This is a genomic window from Nostoc sp. T09, assembly GCF_002154695.1.
Classification (GTDB): Bacteria; Cyanobacteriota; Cyanobacteriia; order Cyanobacteriales; family Nostocaceae; genus Aulosira.
This window is the reverse complement of the sequence record NZ_MTAV01000217.1, coordinates 587-22524: the sequence shown is the minus strand read 5'-3', so window position 1 is coordinate 22524 and position 21938 is coordinate 587. Positions and strand designations below refer to the sequence as shown.

The window sequence follows — 21938 nt, the reverse complement described above, 5'->3', positions numbered from 1 at the left end:
CCATGAAAAAATTTTCATCGCCAAGCATGTAAGTAGTTCTTACCTGTTCCCTGTTCCCTACTTACAAGTCAGAGGTAATATAGCGTTTCTCGACCCAGTGAGGTACACAAAGAAGTAATTAACCACAGATGAACACAGATAAATTCGTACCTTAGCAGACTAGGAACCGCTATAAGTAGAAGACAGTCGCAATGAAAAAATTTCATCGCCATACATGACAAATGACAAATGACAAATGACAAATGACCAATGACCAATATAAAAGAGTAAGGGCACGATCGCACCCTTACAAAAGTTGTCAAAAATTAGCTAACGCGCTAATTATTTAAGCATCATCTAAAGCAGCAATACCAGGTAATACCTTACCTTCGAGTAACTCCAAACTAGCGCCACCGCCGGTGGAGATGTGGCTCATTTGCTCGGCTAAACCGACTTTTTCCACAGCCGCTACAGAGTCGCCACCGCCAATGATGGTGGTAGCGCCAGTTTTACCAATTTCGGCGAGGGTATGAGCGATCGCTTCTGTACCTACTGCAAATTTATCAAACTCAAACACACCCATTGGCCCGTTCCAAATCACTGATTTGCAATCTGCAAGAGCTTCTTGGAATACTTTTACTGAGTCTGGGCCAATATCCAAACCCATGCCATCATCCGGAATGTTGTCAATGCTGACAGTTGTAGCATTGGCATCAGGAGCAAATTTATCTGCTACTACCACATCTGTGGGGAACAGTAAGGTTACACCGCGTTCTTTAGCCTTGGCTTCTAAAGATTTCGCTAGTTCTAGCTTGTCTTCTTCAACTAGAGACTTACCAACACTCAAACCACGGGCTTTGTAGAAGGTGAAAATCATCCCACCGCCGATGATCAGTTTGTCACACTTCTCTAGCAGTGTTTCAATTACACCAATCTTGCTAGAAACTTTGGAACCGCCAATAATTGCTGCCAAAGGACGTTGGGGATTTTCAATCGCGTTTTGCAGATATTGCAATTCCTTCTCAACCAAGTATCCAGCTACAGAAGGACTGAGGAATTTAGTCACACCTTCAGTAGAAGCATGGGCGCGGTGTGCAGTACCAAAAGCATCATTTACATAAAAATCAGCATTAGCTGCCAACTTTTTTGCAAATTCTGGATCATTTTTCTCTTCTTCTTTGTAGAAGCGGACATTTTCGAGCAACAGCACTTGTCCGTTTTGTAAAGCCCCAACTTTGGCAGCAACTTCATCACCGATAGAGTCATCAGTTTTAATGACTTCTTGACCCAGTAATTCAGACAACCGCTTGGCAACGGGAGTCAAACGCAATTTGTCATCCACACCCTTAGGACGACCAAAATGGCTTGCTAGAATTACCTTAGCTCCCTTCTGCGTTAAATCTTGGATGGTTGGCAAAGCCGCACGAATACGAGTATCGTCTGTGATGTTGCCTTGGTCATCCACAGGCACATTAAAATCCACCCGCACTAAGGCACGTTTACCAGATACATCTGTTGCAGATAAATTTGCTAAAGTTTTTTTGGACACAGCCAGACCCTCCTGATCGCCTTTTTGTTATTGTTTTGAAAGTAGAACCATCAAGATTTTACCGGAGTGAGGGGTACGGAGGTGAGAGAGATGTTCAAGACAGTTCTATTTCCCATCGATCACAGTCGAGAAGCACGAGAAGCTGCTGACGTAGTTACCAACGTTGTGCAAAAGTATGGTAGTCGTTTGATACTACTATCCGTAGTTGAAGAACCGCCCGCAGAGGCACCCAGCGCCGATCCAATGGTGTCACCAGAAGTAGTTGCCAAACTACTCGAAAGTGCCCAAACTTTATTTTCTCAACAAGGAATTAAAGCCGAAATTTTGGAACGGCAAGGCAAGCCAGCTTTTACCATCTGTGATGTAGCTGACGAAATTGGGGCAGATTTAATCATTATGGGTTGTCGGGGTTTGGGTCTGACTGAAGAAGGCGCAACTGATAGTGTCACCACCCGCGTGATTAATCTTTCACCTTGTCCAGTGTTGATTGTGCCCTAATGGTCAATGGTCATTTATCATTGGTCATTTGTTTTTTCTGTCCCTAGCCCCTAGCCTATGGAATCGCATAAGCAAAGACGCAGGCGTGGTACGATTCTTAGTCTCCTGGGATTTCAAAAGCTTCAGGAGGCTAGGTATCAGGCAGAAATTCTTGAAAATGATGAAGCTAGATTTACTCTAGAAGAATTGAGCTACCGCACCCAATTAGCGCCCTTTACAGTTTCCAAAGTTCTGGCACGCGCAGAAGGTGTTGATAAGCAAACCCTGGAATATTTCTTTAGAGCTTTTGGATTAGAGTTAACGCCAAACGATTATCTCAGGGTAGGGAGAGAAGCAGAAGTAGAGGAAGAATCCCTTACTCAGCAACCCACTTATTACTCAAAACTCAGCACTCATAACTTAGCACTCAAAATTGATTGGGGTGAGGCGGTTGATGTCTCAATTTTTTTTGGACGCGCAGACGAAGTTAGCAAGTTGGAGTATTGGATTGTAAACGATCGCTGTCGGTTAGTCGCACTACTAGGAATGGGTGGAATTGGTAAGACTTCCCTAGGGGTAAAACTGGCACAGCAAATCCAACAAGAATTTGAATTTGTGGTGTGGCGGAGTCTACGCAACAGTCCACCTCTAGAAGAATTGCTGGTAAACTTGCTCCAGTTTTTTGCCTGTGGACAGCCAGTTAATTTATCTGAAAATGTGGGGGATTTAGTCTCACAATTCATGGCGCATTTGCGATCGCACCGTTGCCTCGTGATATTGGATAATGCAGAATCTATTTTCGCTAGTGGAGATCAATCGGGACGCTATCAATCTGGATATGAAAACTACGGACAACTCTTCAAACAACTAGGAGAAACAGTTCATCAAAGTTGTGTATTGCTCACCAGTCGGGAAAAACCCCAGGAAGTAGCGGCTTTAGAAGGCGAAAATTTGCCAGTGCGAGCGTGGCAACTCAAAGGCTTGAGTGCGATCGCGGCTTTAGAATTAGTCAGAACCAAAAGCTTCTTTTGTGGCACAGATGCAGATTGGCAAAACTTAATTCAACACTATACAGGCAATCCCCTAGCTCTCAAAATTGTTGCCACGACCATTCAAGAGTTATTTGATGGTAATATCGCTGAATTTTTTGCTCATGGCTCTACAGTTTTTGGTAGTATTTACGACTTAATTAACCAGCAGTTTTACAGACTTTCTGCCCTCGAAAAAGAGTTAATGTTTTGGTTGGCAATCAATCGCGAACCAGTAAAATTAACAGATTTACGTGCTGATTTAGTTTTACCTGTAGCTGCGATGAAGTTGTTGGAAGCCTTAGAATCTCTCAACAGGCGCAGTCTGATTGAAAAAAAATCACTACCACAAAACCCCGTCCACTTCACCCTTCAACCTGTGGTGATGGAATATGTGACAGACCAGTTAATTCAGCAGATAAGTGCAGAAATTCTAGGGGAAACGCCGCACAACTCTCCCCTTCTTCACAGCCATGCTTTAATTAAAGCCACATCTAAAGATTACATCCGGGTTGCTCAAACTAAATTAATTCTCCAACCGATAATTGATCGCTTGCTGCAAAAGCTGCGAACTAAACAAGCCATTGAAACTCGGCTGAAAGAGATTTTGCGATCGCAACAACAGCAATCTCTCAGCAAATCGGAACAAACAACAAGCAGGTTTCCACCGGAACTAGAGCCGACATATACAGGTGGCAATATCCTTAACTTACTCTGTCACCTGCAAACTGATTTAACTGGATATGATTTTTCTCACCTAACGATTTGGCAGGCTTATCTTCAGGACACGCCGCTAAAAAAAGTTAACTTTACCTATGCAGATCTATCCAATTCTGTATTTGCCAAAACCCTTTCCACAGTCATATCCACAACATTTAGTCCAGATGGCAAAACTCTAGCTACAGCACACTTTGACGGCTATTTTCGTCTATGGGATGTCAATAGTGGTCAACAATTAATTACCTATCAAGGGCATATCGGTTTTATTTGGAGTGTAGCTTTCAGTCCAGATGGTAGCACTTTAGCAACTGCGGGAGAAGATGCGACGATCAAGCTCTGGGATGTGATCGCTGGACAGTGTATCAGAACTCTACAAAGTCACGATGGTGGGGTTCTTTGCGTGAGATTTACCCGTGATGGGAATTCATTAGTTAGCAGCAGCGCCGATTTTAGCATTAGGCTTTGGGATTTGTCCCTTGGGGAATGTACTAGAACATTACGAGGACATAGCAACCGAGTTTGGTCTGTGGCGTTGAGTCCACAGAGTAGCATTCTTGCTAGTGGTAGCGAGGATCATAGTATCAAGCTCTGGGATCTAACTACAGGTGACTGCATTCAAACCTTATATGCTCATACTGATTGGATCAAATCCCTACAGTTTAGTTCCTCAGGAATGCTTGCTAGTGGTAGCTTAGACAAAACAATTCGGCTTTGGGATGTTGAGTGCGGTGTCTGTACCGGAGTTTTAACAGGACATTTGAATGGGATACTAGCGATCGCCTTTGTGGATGACAGCAACATTCTGGCTAGCTGTAGCATAGATTGTACAATTCGGCTGTGGGATATTAGTACACAACAATGTCTTAAGACTTTGCAAGGGCATAATAACTCCGTGAATGCGATCGCGGCTAACCCTCAAGGAACCCAACTAGCTAGTGGTGCAGATGATTTTTCCTTGCGACTGTGGGATGTGGCTAGTGGGGAGTGCTTCCGAGTCATTCAAGGTAGGAATAACTGGATTAAAGCGATCGCTTATCATCCGATTTTCCCTGATATGATTGCCACTGGCAGTGAAGACCGAACTGTGCGTCTATGGACAAGTGATGGTAAATGCCGCATTTTGTATGGGCACACAGATTTAATCTTCTCTGTTGACTTTACTCCTGATGGGCAGACCATAGCTAGTGCCAGTGCTGACCGCACAATTAGGTTGTGGGATGTGGCAACCGGTCAGTGTACTAAAATCTTGCATGGGCATACAGGTATGGTGACAGGAGTCGCCTTTAGTCCCGATGGTCGCCTCTTAGCCAGTAGCTGCTACGATAACCAGATTCGACTCTGGGATACCTTCACAGGGCAACTCCTCGAAACTTTGCCAGTACATCTGGGAATGTCAATTGCTTTTAGTCCTGATGGCAAAAAGCTAGCAGCAGGTAGTTTTGACCAAACAGTGAGGATTTGGGATTTAGAAACTCGGCAATGTTATCAAACTCTTATAGGTAATCATAATTGGGTTTGGAGTGTTGCCTTTAGTCCTGATAATCGAACTTTTGCTACAGGTAGCAGTTTTGAAGGCATGACGCGGCTGTGGGATATAGAAACAGGTGAATGTCTTCATGTTCTCCCAGGACATCAAGATTTACTTTGGGCGATCGCCTTTAGTCCCGATGGTAGGATATTAGCTAGTTGCAGCAGTGACGGTATCATTCAACTTTGGGATGTCGCTAGTGGCGATCGCCTGGCAACCTTAGAAGGTCATAATACCTGGGTAATGTGTTTGGCCTTTAATGCAGCAGGTAACATCCTAATTGCTGGAGATGCCTATGCTGCCGTTAAATTTTGGGACATACAAACTAAACAATGTGTCAATACCCTTAAGGCAGAACAAATTTATCAAGAAATGAATATTTACGGAATTACAGGTTTGACAACAGCCCAAAAGTCGAACCTGTTAGCATTGGGAGCAGTGGAAGCAGGGAGATGACGGAAGGGGGAATGCTTTCTTACCCAAGGCTCAATACCCAATACCCAAACTAAGAACCATTACACTTCATTGCAAAATAAAAAGTTAAGCAAAACAACATGATAGGTTTTGGTTATGTGAAAAAACTGCACAAGACTAATTAAAGGAGAATACCAGTGGCAATGGAATCAAATCTCTTAACGGGCACAAGTGTAGTAAATGAAGATTTTAGCGAGTATGTTGCCCACCTACAGCTACACATGACTTTACAAGCTCGCAACCTGGTTCCACCCCTGAAGCAAAACTTGGAAGATAGTCGAGAGCAATTACTTCATCAAACCCAAGCGCACTTTGAAAAACTAGCATCTCGGCAAGGGTTGTAAATTACACAATATTTTTATCTAAATTCACATAAAATATAAGCAGATATGGTTGATTAATGCTAACGGTGTTATCATCAAATCTGCTTTTTTATTTATTTGCAATATTTAGTTATCAAGATCACTCTTTTGGATCAATAGCAAGTGGCACAAAGCCGCTAATATTATTATTGCAGCACTTACTCAGCAAGAGCAGTTAATTAAGGCTTAATGGCGGCTCGAATTAAAATGACTTCATTACTTCCTCGAAATCTCAGCGTTGTTATCCGACCAGTCCAATACCGGGATCTGGACGGAATCGAACGCCTAACTCAAGAGTCATTCGCAGCCCAAACCCCAAAAGGAGTTGGTTTTGCCACACGCCAGATGCAATGGCTGCGAAGCTGGTATGGCTTTTTAAAATTTTTGAGTTGGTTTCCTAACCCGTTACAGTACCTCTTCTGTTCCTATGTAGCAGAGCAAGGGCGGATGCTTCTAGGAATGATTCAAGTGTCTCCGTTTAACCGTACGCGCAGTACTTGGCGAGTTGATCGGGTGATGCTAGACCGTGCTACTGATAAACAAGTAACTGGTTCCCAACTTTTACGCCATTGCTTTGAGTCAGTTGTAGAAGCGCGTACTTGGATACTGGAAGTAAATGTCAATGATTTAGAGGCGCTAGCACTATATCGGCAAAATGGATTTCAGCGTCTGGCTGAGATGACCTACTGGGAAATCGAACCCGAACTGTTGACTGAGTTGGCACAAGCAGAGCCAGACTTGCCTAATCTCTTGCCTATAAGTAATGCTGATGCCCAGTTACTATATCAATTAGATACGGCATCAATGCCGCCTTTGGTGCGTCAGGTGTTTGATCGCAACACCCGTGACTTCAAAACTAGTTTGTTTGGGGCCTTAAGCGATGCTGTCAAACAGTGGGTCACTAAAACAGAAGTAGTGAGTGGCTACGTGTTTGAACCCCAACGCAAAGCAGCCATTGGGCATTTTCAGGTGCAACTAGATCGCAAGGGTATGACCCCTCACGTAGCAACGCTGACAGTTCCCCCCGCCTACACTTGGCTTTATCCAGAGTTACTGTCCCAACTAGCTCGCATTGTCCAAGATTTTCCCCAGCAAGGGTTGCAACTAGCTTCCTCAGATTATCAGCCAGAGCGAGAAGAGTATTTAGAACGAATTGGAGCCAAACGGACAGAACATACACTAATCATGTCTCGCTCAGTTTGGCATAAGTTACGGGAGTCTAAGTTTGTCTCTTTAGAAGGAATTCAGTGGCCTGAAGTTTTACAAGGGCTGCAACCTGCTCGTAAACCAATACCAGGGGGTATGTCATGGACCCAACAAGTTCAACAGCGATCGCAAGATAGATCAATACCCACGAAATCAGAACCTGCGGCTTTCGGCAGTAAACCCTCTAGTTTAGATGCATCTTGCCAGTCTGAGTCAGCAGATGCACAGCCAGAGAAGTAGTGTGACACTCTAGGAGCAACCAAAGCCATTGATTTCAGCATTAGGATTAGATTTAGGAAGCAAGCGTATTGGGGTAGCAGGTTGTGATGGTACGGGCTTAATAGCTACAGGTATCACTACGATTGAGCGCACATCTTTTGCGCAGGATGTTGAGCTATTAAGACAAATAGTTCAGGAGCGCCAGGTACAATTGCTAGTCATTGGCTTACCTTATTCAATGGATGGCTCCTTAGGATTTCAGGCACGTCACGTGCAAAAGTTGGCTACAAGGCTATCTAAAGCTCTAAAACTGCCAATGGAATATGTGGATGAGCGACTAACTTCATTTCAAGCAGAGCAACTGCTAAAAGCGGAGAATCGCTCTCCATCACGTCACAAAGCTTTGATTGACCGGAAAGCAGCAGCCTTAATTTTGCAACAATGGCTAGATGCGCGGCGAGCTAAATCTCATAGTTCGGCATTAGCTATTGAGTATTGATACCTTTTAACATGATATTCTGAAAACTGTTACCCGGCATTTGTATATATGACTCAAGCTATTTATGAGACATTTTGTCATTAAATAGTTGCATGATTTTCAAATTTGCTGGTATTTATAAAGTTTCACACCTCGGCTATGTTTCCTTCTCAATTTCCCGACGAAAATGATAACGCTCACGCTGGCTCTATCAGTTTGACTGATGACAAAGGGCGTACCCTCGACTGTTATATTGAGCATTCTCTCTCAGTAGATGGGCAAGAATATGTTTTACTTCTACCTGTTGATTCACCTGTAGAAATTTTTGCTTGGCAAGGTGAAGACGAGGAAGAAGAAGCTGTTCTAGTAGAAGATGATTCGACTATTGAAAAAATTTTTGGCACTGCCCAAGCTGTCTTATCTGAGCAGAATCTGATATTAAAGAATACTGCCTATGCTCTAACAGTTGCGGGTGAATTACCTCCTGTAGAAGAATCTGAACTCTTCACCTTAGAAATAGAAGATGATGAAACAGATTTAGAGCCAGAGCAATTACAGCTACTTGCTAGCTTCTACGATGAAGAGCAGGAATATGCAATTTATACACCTCTTGATCCACTGCTGTTTTTTGCTCGGATCTCCAAAACAGGTCAGCCTGAACTACTCTCTCCAGAAGAGTTTCGTAAGGTACAACCATTATTAGAAGAGCATCTTTTTAACGAAGTTGAATAACATCAAAAGTTAAAATGTCAGCTTTGAAACTTTTAATTCAGATTCTTTAACTATAATTGCGAAAAAGGTCACTTTTTCGCAAAAGGAAAGGAAGACGTTTTGGCTGTTTAGCAATATCTGACTTTCAGCTAGCTTTGCTTTGCACAGGAAACTGATATCTGTCCTTAGTTATTTGCTTGATAGGGTAGCTGTTGAACAACTGCTTACCCGTTAATTTAAGCTTTATTGACAAATTTTATTTTATATATCGAAACTGCTTGCTGCTCTTACGTAATGCTACTTTGGAAGTCATTTTCACAGTGACCAACTAAGTTGGCAAGTTCACAAGCCAAGTCTTTATCCTAAAAAAACTAAAGTATTTGTATTTTGTGGATGGCAATTATAGCACGTAGGTGCTTTTTATATTTAATAAAATATTAGACATTCGTTGTCAAAATTCACAAAGCAAAACAATATTCACTAATCCTGAGTAAATTGCCTCATCCATTGACTTTAAATATGACCTGGAACAACCTCTTGCAGCCTGACTTGATTTTAGAAGGTTCAATTTTAAACCTAACACCAGAAATTATCCAGCAATATGGATTGAAGGGATTAGTGTTGGATGTGGATGAAACTTTGGTACCGATGAGAGTAGGGGCAGCTTCACTAGAATTACAACAGTGGGTAGAGCAAATCCGCGCCTGTACTGTACTTTGCTTGGTGAGCAATAACTTGAGTGAAATGCGGATTGGTGGAATTGCTCGCGCTCTTAACCTACCTTATTACCTAGGTGCAGCTAAACCTTCAAGACGCAAAATTAGAGCAGCGCTGAGGGCGATGAATTTACCAGTTCACCAAGTCGGGATGGTAGGCGATCGCTTGTTTACTGATGTCTTAGCAGGTAATCGTTTGGGAATGTTTACCATCTTGGTTGAACCCATAATTCACCCAGAAGTAGCTCTGCGTTCTCACCCCATCAGAAACTTTGAAGTCTGGATATCAGAAGCGTTAGGAGCATCTATCAGCCCGAAGTACACAAAAATTCACAAAGATTGATATTAAGTTAGGAAAGTAAATCTAAAAAAATCATTAAGGAATCTTTCGCAATGAAAAAAATCTGGGATCATAAGTATTAATAAGATGGGGTCAGCCAAAAAAGACCCTAGCCTATAACAAATAAATATAAAACCGTAAAGCGTCAGCCTTCACTTATAGAAGACCTGGCGCTTTACAATTTTTTTAGTCCTTTGTCATTTGTTCTTTTTCTGATAACCAACAATCAATAACTAAAGACTCTTGACTCTTGACTAATGACTAATGACTAATGACTAATGACCAAAACAATTGTCGTCAAAATCGGCACTTCTAGCCTGACTCAACCAGAAACCGGACAACTGGCACTTTCCACTATTGCTACCTTGGCAGAAACACTTTCTGATTTAAGACGCCAAGGTCATCGAGTGATTTTGGTTTCCTCTGGTGCTGTGGGAGTAGGTTGTGCGCGCTTGGGCTTAACTGAACGTCCTAAAGCGATCGCTCTCAAACAGGCGGTAGCCGCCGTTGGGCAAGGACGGTTAATGCGGGTTTACGACGATTTATTTACTACCCTGCAACAGCCGATTGCTCAGGTTTTGTTAACTCGTAGCGATTTAGTACAGCGCAGCCGCTATCTCAACATCTACAACACCTTTCGGGAACTGCTGGGATTGGGAGTGATTCCCGTAGTTAATGAAAACGATACGGTAGCGGTTGATGAGCTAAAATTTGGCGATAATGACACTCTTTCCGCATTGGTTGCCAGTCTAGTGGAAGCAGATTGGCTATTTTTGCTCACTGATGTTGATAGATTGTACTCAGCCGATCCCCGTTCCGTTCCGGATGCCCAACCGATCGCATTGGTGACAAGCATTAAAGAATTAGCTCAATTACAGGTAAAAACAGGCTCTCAAGGTTCTCAATGGGGGACTGGCGGGATGGTGACTAAAATTTCGGCGGCGAGAATTGCGATCGCGGCTGGCGTACGTACTGTCATTACCCAAGGGCGATTTCCGCGCAATATCGAAAAAATCATCGCAGGCGAACCCATTGGTACACATTTTGAGCCGCAACCAGAACCAACCTCTGCGCGCAAACGCTGGATAGCTTATGGTCTTGTACCTGCTGGGAAATTGTATTTAGATGCTGGTGCGATCGCGGCAATTTCCCAAGCCGGAAAATCGTTATTGGCAGCTGGTATTAAAGCAGTGGAAGGAGAGTTTGACACTCAAGAAGCCGTGCAATTGTGTGATAGCACTGGTAACGAAATTGCTAGAGGACTAGTGAACTACAACAGTGAGGAACTACAAAAGATTCGTGGGTGTCATTCACGAGAAATTCCCGCAATTTTGGGCTATGGAGGTGCGGAAACTGTAGTTCACCGAGATAATTTAGTATTGACATAAATTGCAGATGCACCTGTGGAAGTTGATGTTTTGGATATCGAACCACAGATAAACACAGATGAACACCGATATTTATTTGTGTTTATCGGTGTACCCTACGGGAAGCAACTTTGTGTCTACATCTGTGGTTCCTTTTATTCCAATACAGTTCAGTTAGTGATGTTGATTTCTCGGAGATCCCCCCAACCCCCTTAAAAGGCAGGGCTGTTTCATTCGTAATGGTATGTATTTTGTCAATATGAATGGCGATAAATATCAGGGCAAAAGTCATAAATTGTTGACCATCTTGATGCCTAAGATTGAATACCAAGCTCGTTTTTTATCTCCTGAACCCTTGCATTTTCTAGCCTTTTAGGGAATGAAACAGCCCTGCCTTAAAAGGGGGCTTAGTTCCCTCCTTTTTAAGGAGGGTTAGGGAGGATCAATCCTTAACTGAACTGTATTGCCTTTTATTCCTATTCCTTTAGCAATAGCTTTTCTGTTCAACGATTAACTTCAGCGCCGCCAAAAATTCTTGCTCAACATAAGGTTTTGTAAAGTAGGTAGTGGCCCCTAATTGCATTGCTAACAAGCGGTGCTTATTGGTGCTGCAAGAACTGAGCATGACTACTGGGATTTTTACTAACTGCGGGTCTTTGAGACGATAGCTGAGTAACTCAAAGCCATTCATATTTGGCATTTCAATATCACAGATTACCAGTTGGATGTTGGTATTTTGCTGCAACTGTGCGATCGCCTTCTGTCCATCTTCTGCCTGTAAAACTTTGTAACCTACTTTTTGCAAAGCCAGAGATACAATATGTCGCACACTATTAGAATCATCTACGACCAGAACAGTAGGTTCTTGGCTCACGATTGCTGCGTTTGGAGAATCAAGCAATTTAGCAGTGACGCTAACCTCTTGATTCTGGTTAATCGTCTGGCTCAACAGTGCAGCAACATCAATCACTGGCAGCAGACTATCTTTCCAAGTGGTACAACCATAAACATAACTGGGCAGTTTGCTGTCTGGTTCCAAAGGTTGGATGATTAACTCTGGCTCTGCAATTAGAGACTCAATCTCTGGCTGTAAGGCGAAAATTTGCTGACTCAGGTTGAGTACTAATATTGGCTCAGGCTGATGATTGCGATACTGAACTGCGGTCAAAGCTTGTTCAGCAGTTTTCTCTAGCGGTAAATTACCGTAGCTAAGTAGTTCCGACAGTTGATAGGTTGGGATTATTTTTCCCTGCCAATGCAAAAACCATTGTTGTTGGGAATAGATAATTTGGTCAGCTTTGGCAACTAAAATTTCTTCAACGCTGTTGGAATTGATGGTAAAAATAGTACCATTCGCCACCCAAACAAATAACTGAGAAGTTTTTACTCGTCGTGGCAATGGGGAATTATGGGTGTCTTGGGTTACAGCAACAATCGACCTATGGATTCGCTTTCTCTGTTGAGAAAAATCTTTTTTCAAGATGACCTCGTAAGCTGCACGCCAGCCTGTCAAGGCGATCTGTCCAATAGTTTGAGCAGCTTGCGGGCTTACTTTTAGAGTAGCGATCGTCATTTGGGCGATCGCGACAAACTCAGAGAGTTTTAATAATTCACCAAAACCTAAAAACTCCTCTGCCTGTTTTATTAGTTGCTCTGCTAAATTATCAGCTGCCGATTCAGCCAGAATCATTTCTAGCTTTTCTAAAGCCTGGGACACCTCTGTAATCCGAATCAACTGAGATACATCTGTTTCTAGATTTGAGGTGTGAGCTGGAGTGGCTACTGCTGGTAGTTTATGGCTAATTCTAGCCTCTAGATGCGCAAACACTGGTTCTGCTTTAGCTAAGATACTAGCTGTATCATCAGGTTTTGCTTGAATTTGAGCTATTAAAAGTAATCGTAGAGACTCATTAGCTTGTAGGAGCACAGCTGCTAGCTCAGAGTCAATTTGAGTATTTTCCAGCGTTACAAACCGAAATATCTTCTCCAAACGATGCGCTAGGGTTTGGATATCAGTTAAATTAACCTGGGCTGCGGCACCTTTAATAGTATGGGCAGCTCGCACCAGGTTACGAATCTTGGGAACAGTATAGTTATATGGAAGCTCTAGTAATCCATTGTGAATTTGCTGTAGAAGTTCAGAGGCTTCTTGAACAAAGTACTGGTCAATATTGTCTTGTATACGAAAGTCAAGAACCATAGCTATGTTCCTGTATTTATGTAAGAGGGAACAAATGTTGAAATGAGTAAAACAAAATACTCAAATGTTCGGGTGTTGAGCTTATACCAATTTGAAAAATGATTGCGACAAATGGAAATTTAAATGCAATCTAAAATTGTCTAATTCACACTTTCCCTACAAGTCTTGTGTAAATATCGCTAACTGGGCTAATGACTCTGCCATTGCTAAGGTTTGCTCTGAAGTCTGATTGGCAATAGTCGCAACTCCCAAAATAGATTGATTTGCGGAGGTAGAAGTCTGGGCTTGGAGAGCAGCAGCTTGGGCAATCTCTGATACCAATATTTTCATTTGGTTACTGATAGCAATCATCTCATTTAGTTGCTGTTGAGTTTCTTCTAACAATTCAGTACTGCTTTTTGCATATTCGGCTTTGGACTGAATAGCAGCAATGATTTCATGACTTTCTGTCTGAATTTCCGCAACGAGTGGTTGAACTTCTGCAATATCGGAGTCTAACTGTTGTACTAAAGAAAGCACGTTTTGTGCGATCGCCGCAAATTGTTGACCCGCTTCTCCAGCACGAGATGCTTCAAGTGCCGTGTGCATGGCTTGGAGTTTCATGTCAGAGACAACATTACTCATAAGACTTACTATCCCAGAGAGCTTTTGAGAAGGTTGCTCTATCCGGTTGACTTTTGCAGCAGCTTCTACAACTGTTTGTTGGATAGTACAGATGCTATTTAAAATTCGGTTTATCGACTCATTTTCATCTTGTACTCTTTGACTAAGCTGCTGTTCTTGGAGTTCTATTTGTTGAGCAGAGACAATCATTTCCTGAGCTGAATCACCCAACATTTGAATTTGATTGTAGATGGAATTAATGGATTGCATCTGCTCCAGAGCAACCCCTGTGGAAAGGGTTTCCACAACTGTATTGCTAGTTTTAAGCAGTTCTGAGACTTGAATCCGGATTTCTTCTTGTTTTTGAGACTGTTGAACAGAAGATGCTTCCGCAGCTTGATACGCTTGATCTACCTGGTTGAGAAGCCTCGCATGGTCGAGAGCAAATCCGACTTGCATCGCGATCTGAGCGAACAAATCAATCTCAGACTGCTGCCAATCACGGGGAGCAGAACATTGATGTGCAATTAATAAGCCAAATAATTGGTCGTCTTTGAGAATCGGCGCGACCAAATTTGCTTTGACAGCAAAAGGTTCGAGTTGGTTAATGTGACACTCGGTCAAACCCGCTTCATAAATGTTGTTGGTAGCTTGAACTCGACCAGCTTGGTACTTTTCTACATAGCCTTCTACAAAGCAGGGGTCTTTGATTTTGGCTCGCAACGCTTTGGGAAAACCTGGAAGCACCGATTCTGCAATGACAGTGCCATACCAATCCGGATCGAAGTTATAAATTAGCACGCGCTCAGCGCTAATTGCTTTGCGAACTTCTTCAACAGTGGTTTTGAGAACATCCTCTTCATTGAGTGACTCTCGAATGCGGCGGGTAATATCAACAAATACCTGAGTTTGATCGTTTTTCGTATCTATCTGGTCAATCAGGCTAGTGTAGTTGAGAACAAAGCCTACTTGTGTAGCTATCTGGGCAAACAAATCAATCTCAGACTGCTGCCAAAAGCGAGGTTTAGAGCACTCATGGGCAATTAATAAACCGAATAGTTGATCTTTTTTGAGAATCGGTGCAACTAAATTTGCTTTGACAGCAAATCTTTCTAGCAAGCTTATATGACAATCAGTGAGATCGGCTTGATAGATATCATCAATAGCAACGATGCGACCATTCTGGTATTTTTCAATGTACTCTCCCTCAAAACAGGGGTCGGAGACTGTCGCCCACAAAGTTTTTGGTAAACCGAATGCTACTGATTCTGCAACAAAGGTTCCTTCTCCATTGGGATTGCAGCGAAAGATGGTGACGCGATCAGTGCTTAAGGCTGTGCGGACTTCTTCAACGGTGGTTTTGAGAACATCTTCTTCATTGAGGAATTCGTGAATGCGGCGGGTAATGTTCATCAAAATTTGCACACGTTCAGCTTCAAATTCTTGTTTCCAGAGCAAATCTGGAAGCTGTTTTTTGATTAAGCTGATGTTTTTTTCTAAAACAACTAGTTCATCTTTGCTGGCGATAGAAGCGCGAATAGCCGCATTCTCTGGAAGTAGCCTCTGGACAATATTATTAGAGAGTGCCGCTGCATTCAGGAGTGGACGAATGGCGCGATTTGCCAAAACTGCCGCGATCGCACCTACCAACAAAGTCGTTGCCCCTGTCCCAATTAACAAAAATGATAACTGTTTTTCTAGTGCCAGTTTAGTTTCTGTTAAATCTTGAGCACCTACTTGTTTGGCATTAGAAATCTGCTCGCTAATTAGCTGGTTGCCTATGTAATAGGTTGTAGCTCCAACTGCCAACACAGGGAGCATACTGATGATACAAGACCAAACTGTTGCCTTGACCTTCAAACTCCAATCTTGCTGTTCCATCTGTTGACGAGAAGCAAGTTGAATTATTGTTGGCCGTTTTGAACTAACGTTTCCTACGTCTTGCTGACTACCCTGTAACTGATTAATTTTTTTTTTGCCGACTTGCTTTTGAGGAGAAGACTTAGTCATAAATTAAAGTCAGATAATTCTACAGAAATGATTCAAGAAACAAGAACTGTCGCCACATTCATTTGATCAGCTTAGCTGCTAGGGTAGTGCACTTGTTGCGATCGCGGCTTTGTCTAAAGTCGAGCCATAAAACCCAAATTTGTCAGGGTTACATATGAGACTTTGGCAGAGGAGAGTATTTACCACGAACTGAGGCCCTGAGAGTTATGTAAGACGGTTAAAATTGCTCTCAAAACCTTAGGTCGCTTGAGTTTCACTCTTGAGACTTTTTGCCTTTCTTTAGAGACCTGATGCACCGAATTTATACTTTTATGTATTTAGTATATTAGTGCTTAATTGAGCAGAAGTATATTCCTAAAGTTTTTGAATTATCATATATACAGCAAGTAGCTAGATGTATATATTAAAAAATCAAAGCTTTTTCATCCCCTAAAAGATACATCTTTATAAGTTTTTAAAGTATAAAAAAATAGGTGCCAATCTAATTGAACACCTGCGAAAATTAAACTTTTTTTGTATAAATAGAAACAATGTTTTATTGCAATAGTACAAAATCGTAGCCAGTACTAGAAGCGCAAGGCTTACCTGATTCACAAGGCTCAATTTTGACTAAAAAGACTCCACCTTGGCGATCGCCTGATGGTGAAAACTGAATTTTACCAGTTGCTCCCATCGCTGAAAAATTAGAATTTGCTAGCACCTTTTGCAAGCCTTGGCGAGTACTATTCTCTTTTAAACCAGCGATAATTACCTGAAGTGCATCATAAGCTGTCGCCGTTCGCGGACTTACATCTCCACCCCAAAGTTTAGCGGCTTTCTCAGCAAAGGAATTACCTTTACTTAGATTACGATTAGCATTACGGTGCCAAGGTACAGATACCACCATCCCTTTGATATCTCCTTGCCCAAACTTCAAAATCTTTTCACCATAAAGCTGTTGAGAACCAAAAAGCGCTAGTCTGCCTTTATTCTCTTTTGCCACATCAAGAGCAGGATTAATATTATCTGGTCTGGGGATGAGAAGTATGGCTTCTGCTCCATCGCTGGTAGCCTTAGCAATAAAATCGCTAGCTCTAAAATTTGCCGCCCCTAAATCGCAATCTGTACCAGTAACTTTTCCCCCTACTTTACTGATTAAATCACTATATTCTTTGACAAGTTCTTGATTTGCTTTTTCTTGACTAGATGTGTCTTGACTTGTTCTAAATGAAGAGTCTCGGCAAATAGCTATATTAGTACGGCGTTCTTTTTTAACAATATATTCAGCCAGAGCTTGATTGAAAATATTACGATTGGGGCTGACATTGAAGACATATCTGGTATCCCCAAAAAACTGTGCCTGATTTTGTCCAGGCTGATTTCTACCACTACCTGGGGAAACTTTCACCAAACCACTCTGTTTATAAAGCTTTTCGTTGCGGCCAAACCCGACTACTGCTAGAAGGTTAGAGTCTCTAACCAATTGATTATCTATCGTTTCCAGCTGCCCAAAGTTACTTAAATTGGCAATTTGCAGCTGCAATGGTACTCCATTAATACCTCCACTGCTATTAACTTCTTCTTGAGCTTGTGCTACTCCACGTAAAATTTCTTTTGCCTCATTCAGTCCACTACCAATTGGTGCAATTACGGCTACCTTTAGGGCTTTTGAGCTACCAATTTTAGCATTATTCAAATAAATTAATGTTTCTGGATCATTGCGCTTGCTTTGCAGGGATGCTTGAAATTTGATAATAGCAGTGCCAAAATCTCCAGCTTTAAAAGCATTTACGCCAGCCGCTTTCTCATCTGTATTATCTGCTGTTACCAAAATTTTATCACCTATACTCATCCACTCTGGAGAAGATGTGATCGGTAATGTAGGCGAATTTACCATTGAGGGTGTTGAGGGTGTTGCGATTGGTTTAGAAGCAACTTTACTAACTAACCATAAAATAGCTGCTACCATCACACCCGCAATTCCCAGAGAGACAAGTAACCGTATATTCTCATCCTTATGTGTCATAAATAACTACCCCTACTAATTAGATAAATTTATCTAAATACGGCCTAACAAAAGGTAAAATCAATTACAAAATCAAAAGTGTTTAGTAATTAATCTGTCCATAATCTGGGATATTCCCATAAGAATAAATGCCAATAAACCAGCAGCTATGACTAGTAAGACTACAACTATCAATCCATTGGTTCCAGATTGTAAAGGATTATTGATTTGCCAACTGTGGAATATATAGATAATCAATAAATTTGTAATTACAGCAATAATAAATAGATACGTCTTTTCAAATAAAGAGCGAGATTGAGTAAAGATTAAACCTCCTAAAATTAACAGCCATAATCCAGAACTAATCAAAGTAGTTCCTAAAAAACTTAAGAGAGTAATAGCTAAAAACGAACTACCTGAACCTACAATCACAACCCCAGGCAATAATTTTCTCATAGAGAAATGCGAGGTAGAGGTAGAGGAAGTAGGTTGTTGGATTGGTGGATGTGGTGGTATTACTTGTTGCGGTGGTATTACTTGCTGTGGTGAGATGATAGTGTGAGGTACACTCCAATGTGGAGCCATTTGAGAATTTAAGTCTTGTAAAACTTCCCTAGCTGACTGATAACGCTGTTCATGGTTTTCTTGCAATAACTTATCCAGAATTATTCCTAATTCCTGACTGATCGGTTGTGTCATTTGGCTACGCCAATTATTAGTCCAGTTAAAGCCTTGTTTCATCCACAGTTGAGATGGAGAAATATTAGTTAGCAGATGAAAACAAGCTATCCCTAAACTGTAGAGATCGCTAGCAGGATAAGCTTCGCCAAACTGAATTTGTTCCATTGGCGCGTATCCCAAAGAACCAATAATTGTTCCTGGTGCAGTATTTATTGTTTCTGTTTTTTGTTTAGATACACCAAAATCAATCAGTACTAACTTACAATCACGTTGACGACGAATAATATTTTCTGGCTTAATATCTCTGTGAATTACTTGTTGCTGATGTATTAATTCCAGCACAGGTAACAAATCACTTAATAGTTGTCGAATTTTAATTTCATCAAATAAACCCTGCTGTTTTAGCTCCTGCAATAAATTTTGCCCTTCTATTAATTCCTGTACTAAATATAGATAGTCATATTCTTTAAAATAGGCAAATAGCGTAGGGATTTGGTCATGTTTCCCCAGTTCTTGCAGGCGTTTTGCTTCTCGCTCAAACAACTCAGTGGCTTTTTTCTGGGCTTCACTACCACCACCACCATAAAATTGACCGCGAACTAGCTGTTTAACAACGCATTGTTCATTTAGCTTGTCTACATCATCTGCCAGATAAGTACGCGCAAACCCACCTCTACCCAGCGGTTGGATAATGCGATAACGATTTCTTAGTAGCGATACTAACCCTGTTCCACAACTGAGGCAAAAATTTGAACCGTCAGGATTTAAGGGATTGGGACAATCGGGATTTATGCAGCAGATCATATAATTGTTGCTGTCATTTTATTCACAATTAAAATATAGCTTAAATTCATTTGTTCTCTGGGCTTGGTCGTTTTTTACTCATAATTCTTATAGAAAGGCAGACAGCGGAAAGCAGATGGCGGAAGGCAGCTCTCAGCTAAGAGATGCGATCGCTACTCCTAAACTGTTGAGTCAGTCCGGCAAAGCCTCACTATAAACGTGGTGAATCTTCTCTTGGCGACTAGTAATAAGCAATAGATTTTACGAATGATTTAGAATTGATAGATTGCCAATTAATTAATGCAATCCTTTAATATTGATGAGCATTATACAATGAAGTTTAAGCCAGAAAAAAGAAAAATATACCGCAAAATAATCTGCTTATTATGAGCCGAGAATACGCTTATTTTAGTCTGATGATTTTTGATTGTGTTTGTCTATAATGTCATATATAGACAGAATTAGTATATGAGTTTCAGAAAAATATGAGCGATATTGAACGTATTGAGAAATTGATAGAATCTAATGCTTAGTCAATTCAAGCTTTAACGGATTTAGCCAATAGCATTTTACCCAGGCTTGATGATATGCAACGGCAAATGGTGAATATGCAACGTCAAATGATTGATAATCAAAGAAGGATTGATGACAACACAGCAGATATTAGAGAGTTAACACTGGAAAATCAGAGAATTTTAAAATACTTAGAATCTCGTAATAAATAATTGGTATTACTGATTAACTTAGTTGAAGCTAGATTGAGCAATTACAACAGCACCCCACAATGGCGCATCATCGCCTAAGTACGCTGGGACAATTTCAAAATCAACTTCTGGTAGCGCTATATCCTGCGTCATCTAACGTAAAACTTACCACCATTGAGTCCCCGCTTTTGTCACACTTCCACCTAAAATAAACAATTGCGGGTTCACCAAATTAGCGACATTACCAATACCCACACCTAGCGCCCAAGCAGATTTTCGTAAAATCTTCTGAGCCAAATCATCCCCAGCCGCCGCAGCTTCACTTACCAATTGCCCTGTTAGTAACTCTAAATTATCGCCTACCAAATCTCCCAAGATTTTTCCTACTTGACCTTCGTTTGCTAATATTTCCCGCGCATTTTGGGCCATATATGGCCCCGAAGCTAAACGTTCTACATATCCCCGTCTACCGCACAAACATACTGTGTATCCAGTTTCACCAGCTATCGCTCCAGCACCCCGCCAAAGCTGACACCAATCGCAGTCGGTTTTGTATCTTGCAGCAAAGAGTCAATGAGCGATCGCATAATTTCTAAATCAGTGTTAGCATTTGCATCTACTGGAGAAAGGCGACGTTCATAACACAGCCATTGTCTAGAACCGAGATTTACGTGGCTGCTGCTAACTTAGTTCTGCCAAAGTCGAGAGCTAATCTTAATGTCACCTGATACTCCTGTCAAGCCAGGTTTATTTCTTGAGAAAGATGTTTGCGATCGCAATAAATTTAACACTAAAGGAAACTACATAATTTAGTAACTCATGAATTCCGATCAGTCGCAACCACTCATCGATTTTTCTCATGCCAAGGAACCTGCTCAATCTCTGAATATTCAGCAGGAAAAAGCTAGTCTGCCCACAGAAGAAGAGAATTTTGAGCAAGACCCGCTTTCTGATGATTTAAGTGAGCAAGAAAAAAGTGCAGACAATGTTGGAGAACGCCAAATAATTGCTGCTAATATTCCAGGTGGATCGGCTTTTCATCTCAATGAGACTCATGACTGAATCAGTCAGTTTTTTGTGAGTCAAGTACGCCATCAATAAACTGTTGCAAGCGTTCATAATGTGTCCCTTTCCAGTAAATTTGCTTGCATTCTTGGCAGTGATGAAATTCATGATTTTGCAATTGCACAGTTGCTGGCAATTGGTTAATTATTGTTTCCTTCTCTATAGTTTCTAGTAATCCATTGCACCGCAAACATCTTTGAAATGGTGAGACTAAATTAAATAAGTTGAAGCGTCGGAGTACTTCTAATATTTGCTGCTGAGGATTAGTACTTCTGACGTAATAGCCATAGGTAACTAAACTACGCATTAATAAACCCTTATCACGAGTCAAAAGAATCCGTTCTTGTGTATGAGAAATCTCTGCTAATTCCTCATCCGCATAGTCATTACGATATAAAGTATCAAAACCTAGAAGCCTGAGCGATGTCGCTAGTTTTCCTAAATGAATATCGATAACAAAGCGGATAGTACTGAGCGAAGGTGGACGAACCGAAACTGTTGGTATAGGAAGAGAACTAGCCGATATGGGATAGATATTGATGTAATCTCCATCCTGGACAATATAAGAAAAATCTACATATTTGTCGTTGACTTGTATACAATCAACTTCTGGATGAGGAACACCTAAAGACTCAATCATGTCTTTAATTGAGGCTCTTTCTGCAAAAGAATGGATTATTTTAACTCGCCTTTTGCTTCGTGGTAAAAAATCATTTAGTTCCGCATAAAAATGAAAATAAGCAATAGCCATAAG

General features: G+C 41.4%; 15 protein-coding genes and 1 pseudogene. 9 read left to right on the top strand and 7 right to left on the bottom strand.

Going from position 1 to position 21938, the window contains the following annotated elements:
- Positions 1-325: 325 nt before the first annotated feature.
- Entirely contained in the window at positions 326-1528 is a 1203-nt protein-coding gene (locus BV372_RS32455; RefSeq protein ID WP_086691290.1) for a phosphoglycerate kinase, read from the bottom strand.
- A 90-nt stretch (positions 1529-1618) separates the two neighbouring features.
- Here BV372_RS32455 and BV372_RS32450 point away from each other — a divergent pair, with 90 nt between their 5' ends.
- The 8 genes from BV372_RS32450 to proB all read left to right on the top strand — a co-directional run bounded on the left by BV372_RS32450 (position 1619) and on the right by proB (position 11175).
- Positions 1619-2026 (top strand): universal stress protein, encoded by a 408-nt coding sequence (locus tag BV372_RS32450; protein WP_086691289.1) that lies wholly within the window; start codon positions 1619-1621, stop codon positions 2024-2026.
- Between the two features lie 57 nt (positions 2027-2083).
- On the top strand, positions 2084-5737 hold the full coding sequence (locus tag BV372_RS32445; protein WP_086691287.1) for an NB-ARC domain-containing protein: 3654 nt from the start codon (positions 2084-2086) through the stop codon (positions 5735-5737).
- A gap of 161 nt (positions 5738-5898) precedes the next feature.
- The gene (locus BV372_RS32440; RefSeq protein ID WP_086691285.1) at positions 5899-6099 is read left to right on the top strand and encodes a hypothetical protein; all 201 of its coding nucleotides are present in this window, start codon (positions 5899-5901) and stop codon (positions 6097-6099) included.
- Positions 6100-6306: 207 nt separating this feature from the next.
- A complete protein-coding gene (locus BV372_RS32435) occupies positions 6307-7563 on the top strand; it encodes a GNAT family N-acetyltransferase (protein ID WP_086691283.1) in 1257 nt (418 codons plus the stop codon).
- Between the two features lie 28 nt (positions 7564-7591).
- Positions 7592-8041 carry a Holliday junction resolvase RuvX gene (ruvX, locus tag BV372_RS32430; RefSeq protein WP_166507594.1) on the top strand — a complete coding sequence of 150 codons (450 nt, stop codon included), beginning with the start codon at positions 7592-7594 and terminating at the stop codon, positions 8039-8041.
- Positions 8042-8179: 138 nt separating this feature from the next.
- Positions 8180-8752, top strand: coding sequence for a DUF3727 domain-containing protein (locus tag BV372_RS32425; RefSeq protein WP_086691281.1), 573 nt, complete (start codon positions 8180-8182; stop codon positions 8750-8752).
- Positions 8753-9250: 498 nt separating this feature from the next.
- Positions 9251-9790, top strand: a complete 540-nt coding sequence (locus tag BV372_RS32420; protein WP_086691279.1) for a YqeG family HAD IIIA-type phosphatase — start codon at positions 9251-9253, stop codon at positions 9788-9790.
- Between the two features lie 275 nt (positions 9791-10065).
- Entirely contained in the window at positions 10066-11175 is a 1110-nt protein-coding gene (proB, locus tag BV372_RS32415; protein ID WP_086691277.1) for a glutamate 5-kinase, read from the top strand.
- Between the two features lie 463 nt (positions 11176-11638).
- Here proB and BV372_RS32410 read toward each other — a convergent pair whose 3' ends face one another.
- From BV372_RS32410 to BV372_RS32385, 5 genes and pseudogenes are all read right to left on the bottom strand, one after another.
- On the bottom strand, positions 11639-13354 hold the full coding sequence (locus tag BV372_RS32410; RefSeq protein WP_086691274.1) for a response regulator: 1716 nt from the start codon (positions 13352-13354) through the stop codon (positions 11639-11641).
- Positions 13355-13510: 156 nt separating this feature from the next.
- On the bottom strand, positions 13511-15967 hold the full coding sequence (locus BV372_RS32405) for a GAF domain-containing protein (protein WP_086691272.1): 2457 nt from the start codon (positions 15965-15967) through the stop codon (positions 13511-13513).
- A gap of 535 nt (positions 15968-16502) precedes the next feature.
- The gene (locus tag BV372_RS32400) at positions 16503-17972 is read right to left on the bottom strand and encodes an ABC transporter substrate-binding protein (protein WP_086691270.1); all 1470 of its coding nucleotides are present in this window, start codon (positions 17970-17972) and stop codon (positions 16503-16505) included.
- Positions 17973-18044: 72 nt separating this feature from the next.
- Positions 18045-19436 carry a serine/threonine-protein kinase gene (locus BV372_RS38265; RefSeq protein ID WP_086691268.1) on the bottom strand — a complete coding sequence of 464 codons (1392 nt, stop codon included), beginning with the start codon at positions 19434-19436 and terminating at the stop codon, positions 18045-18047.
- Between the two features lie 722 nt (positions 19437-20158).
- Positions 20159-20843, bottom strand: a pseudogene (locus tag BV372_RS32385) (ROK family protein).
- A gap of 95 nt (positions 20844-20938) precedes the next feature.
- Between BV372_RS32385 and BV372_RS32380 the strand changes: the two are divergent.
- On the top strand, positions 20939-21181 hold the full coding sequence (locus BV372_RS32380) for a hypothetical protein (RefSeq protein WP_086691267.1): 243 nt from the start codon (positions 20939-20941) through the stop codon (positions 21179-21181).
- Between the two features lies 1 nt (position 21182).
- Here BV372_RS32380 and BV372_RS32375 read toward each other — a convergent pair whose 3' ends face one another.
- Positions 21183-21935: a Mut7-C RNAse domain-containing protein gene (locus BV372_RS32375; RefSeq protein ID WP_086691265.1), complete on the bottom strand. Its 753-nt coding sequence runs from the start codon at positions 21933-21935 to the stop codon at positions 21183-21185.
- Positions 21936-21938 lie beyond the last annotated feature (3 nt).

Bases quoted from the DNA above. Each gene is read 5' to 3' on its own strand.
- BV372_RS32450 (WP_086691289.1), top strand. From the start codon at position 1,619: ATGTTCAAGACAGTTCTATTTCCCATCGATCACAGTCGAGAAGCACGA.
- BV372_RS32445 (WP_086691287.1), top strand. From the start codon at position 2,084: ATGGAATCGCATAAGCAAAGACGCAGGCGTGGTACGATTCTTAGTCTC.
- BV372_RS32440 (WP_086691285.1), top strand. From the start codon at position 5,899: ATGGAATCAAATCTCTTAACGGGCACAAGTGTAGTAAATGAAGATTTT.
- BV372_RS32435 (WP_086691283.1), top strand. From the start codon at position 6,307: ATGGCGGCTCGAATTAAAATGACTTCATTACTTCCTCGAAATCTCAGC.
- BV372_RS32425 (WP_086691281.1), top strand. From the start codon at position 8,180: ATGTTTCCTTCTCAATTTCCCGACGAAAATGATAACGCTCACGCTGGC.
- BV372_RS32420 (WP_086691279.1), top strand. From the start codon at position 9,251: ATGACCTGGAACAACCTCTTGCAGCCTGACTTGATTTTAGAAGGTTCA.
- proB (WP_086691277.1), top strand. From the start codon at position 10,066: ATGACCAAAACAATTGTCGTCAAAATCGGCACTTCTAGCCTGACTCAA.
- BV372_RS32410 (WP_086691274.1), bottom strand. From the start codon at position 13,354: ATGGTTCTTGACTTTCGTATACAAGACAATATTGACCAGTACTTTGTT.
- BV372_RS32405 (WP_086691272.1), bottom strand. From the start codon at position 15,967: ATGACTAAGTCTTCTCCTCAAAAGCAAGTCGGCAAAAAAAAAATTAAT.
- BV372_RS32400 (WP_086691270.1), bottom strand. From the start codon at position 17,972: ATGACACATAAGGATGAGAATATACGGTTACTTGTCTCTCTGGGAATT.
- BV372_RS38265 (WP_086691268.1), bottom strand. From the start codon at position 19,436: ATGATCTGCTGCATAAATCCCGATTGTCCCAATCCCTTAAATCCTGAC.
- BV372_RS32380 (WP_086691267.1), top strand. From the start codon at position 20,939: ATGAATTCCGATCAGTCGCAACCACTCATCGATTTTTCTCATGCCAAG.
- BV372_RS32375 (WP_086691265.1), bottom strand. From the start codon at position 21,935: ATGGCTATTGCTTATTTTCATTTTTATGCGGAACTAAATGATTTTTTA.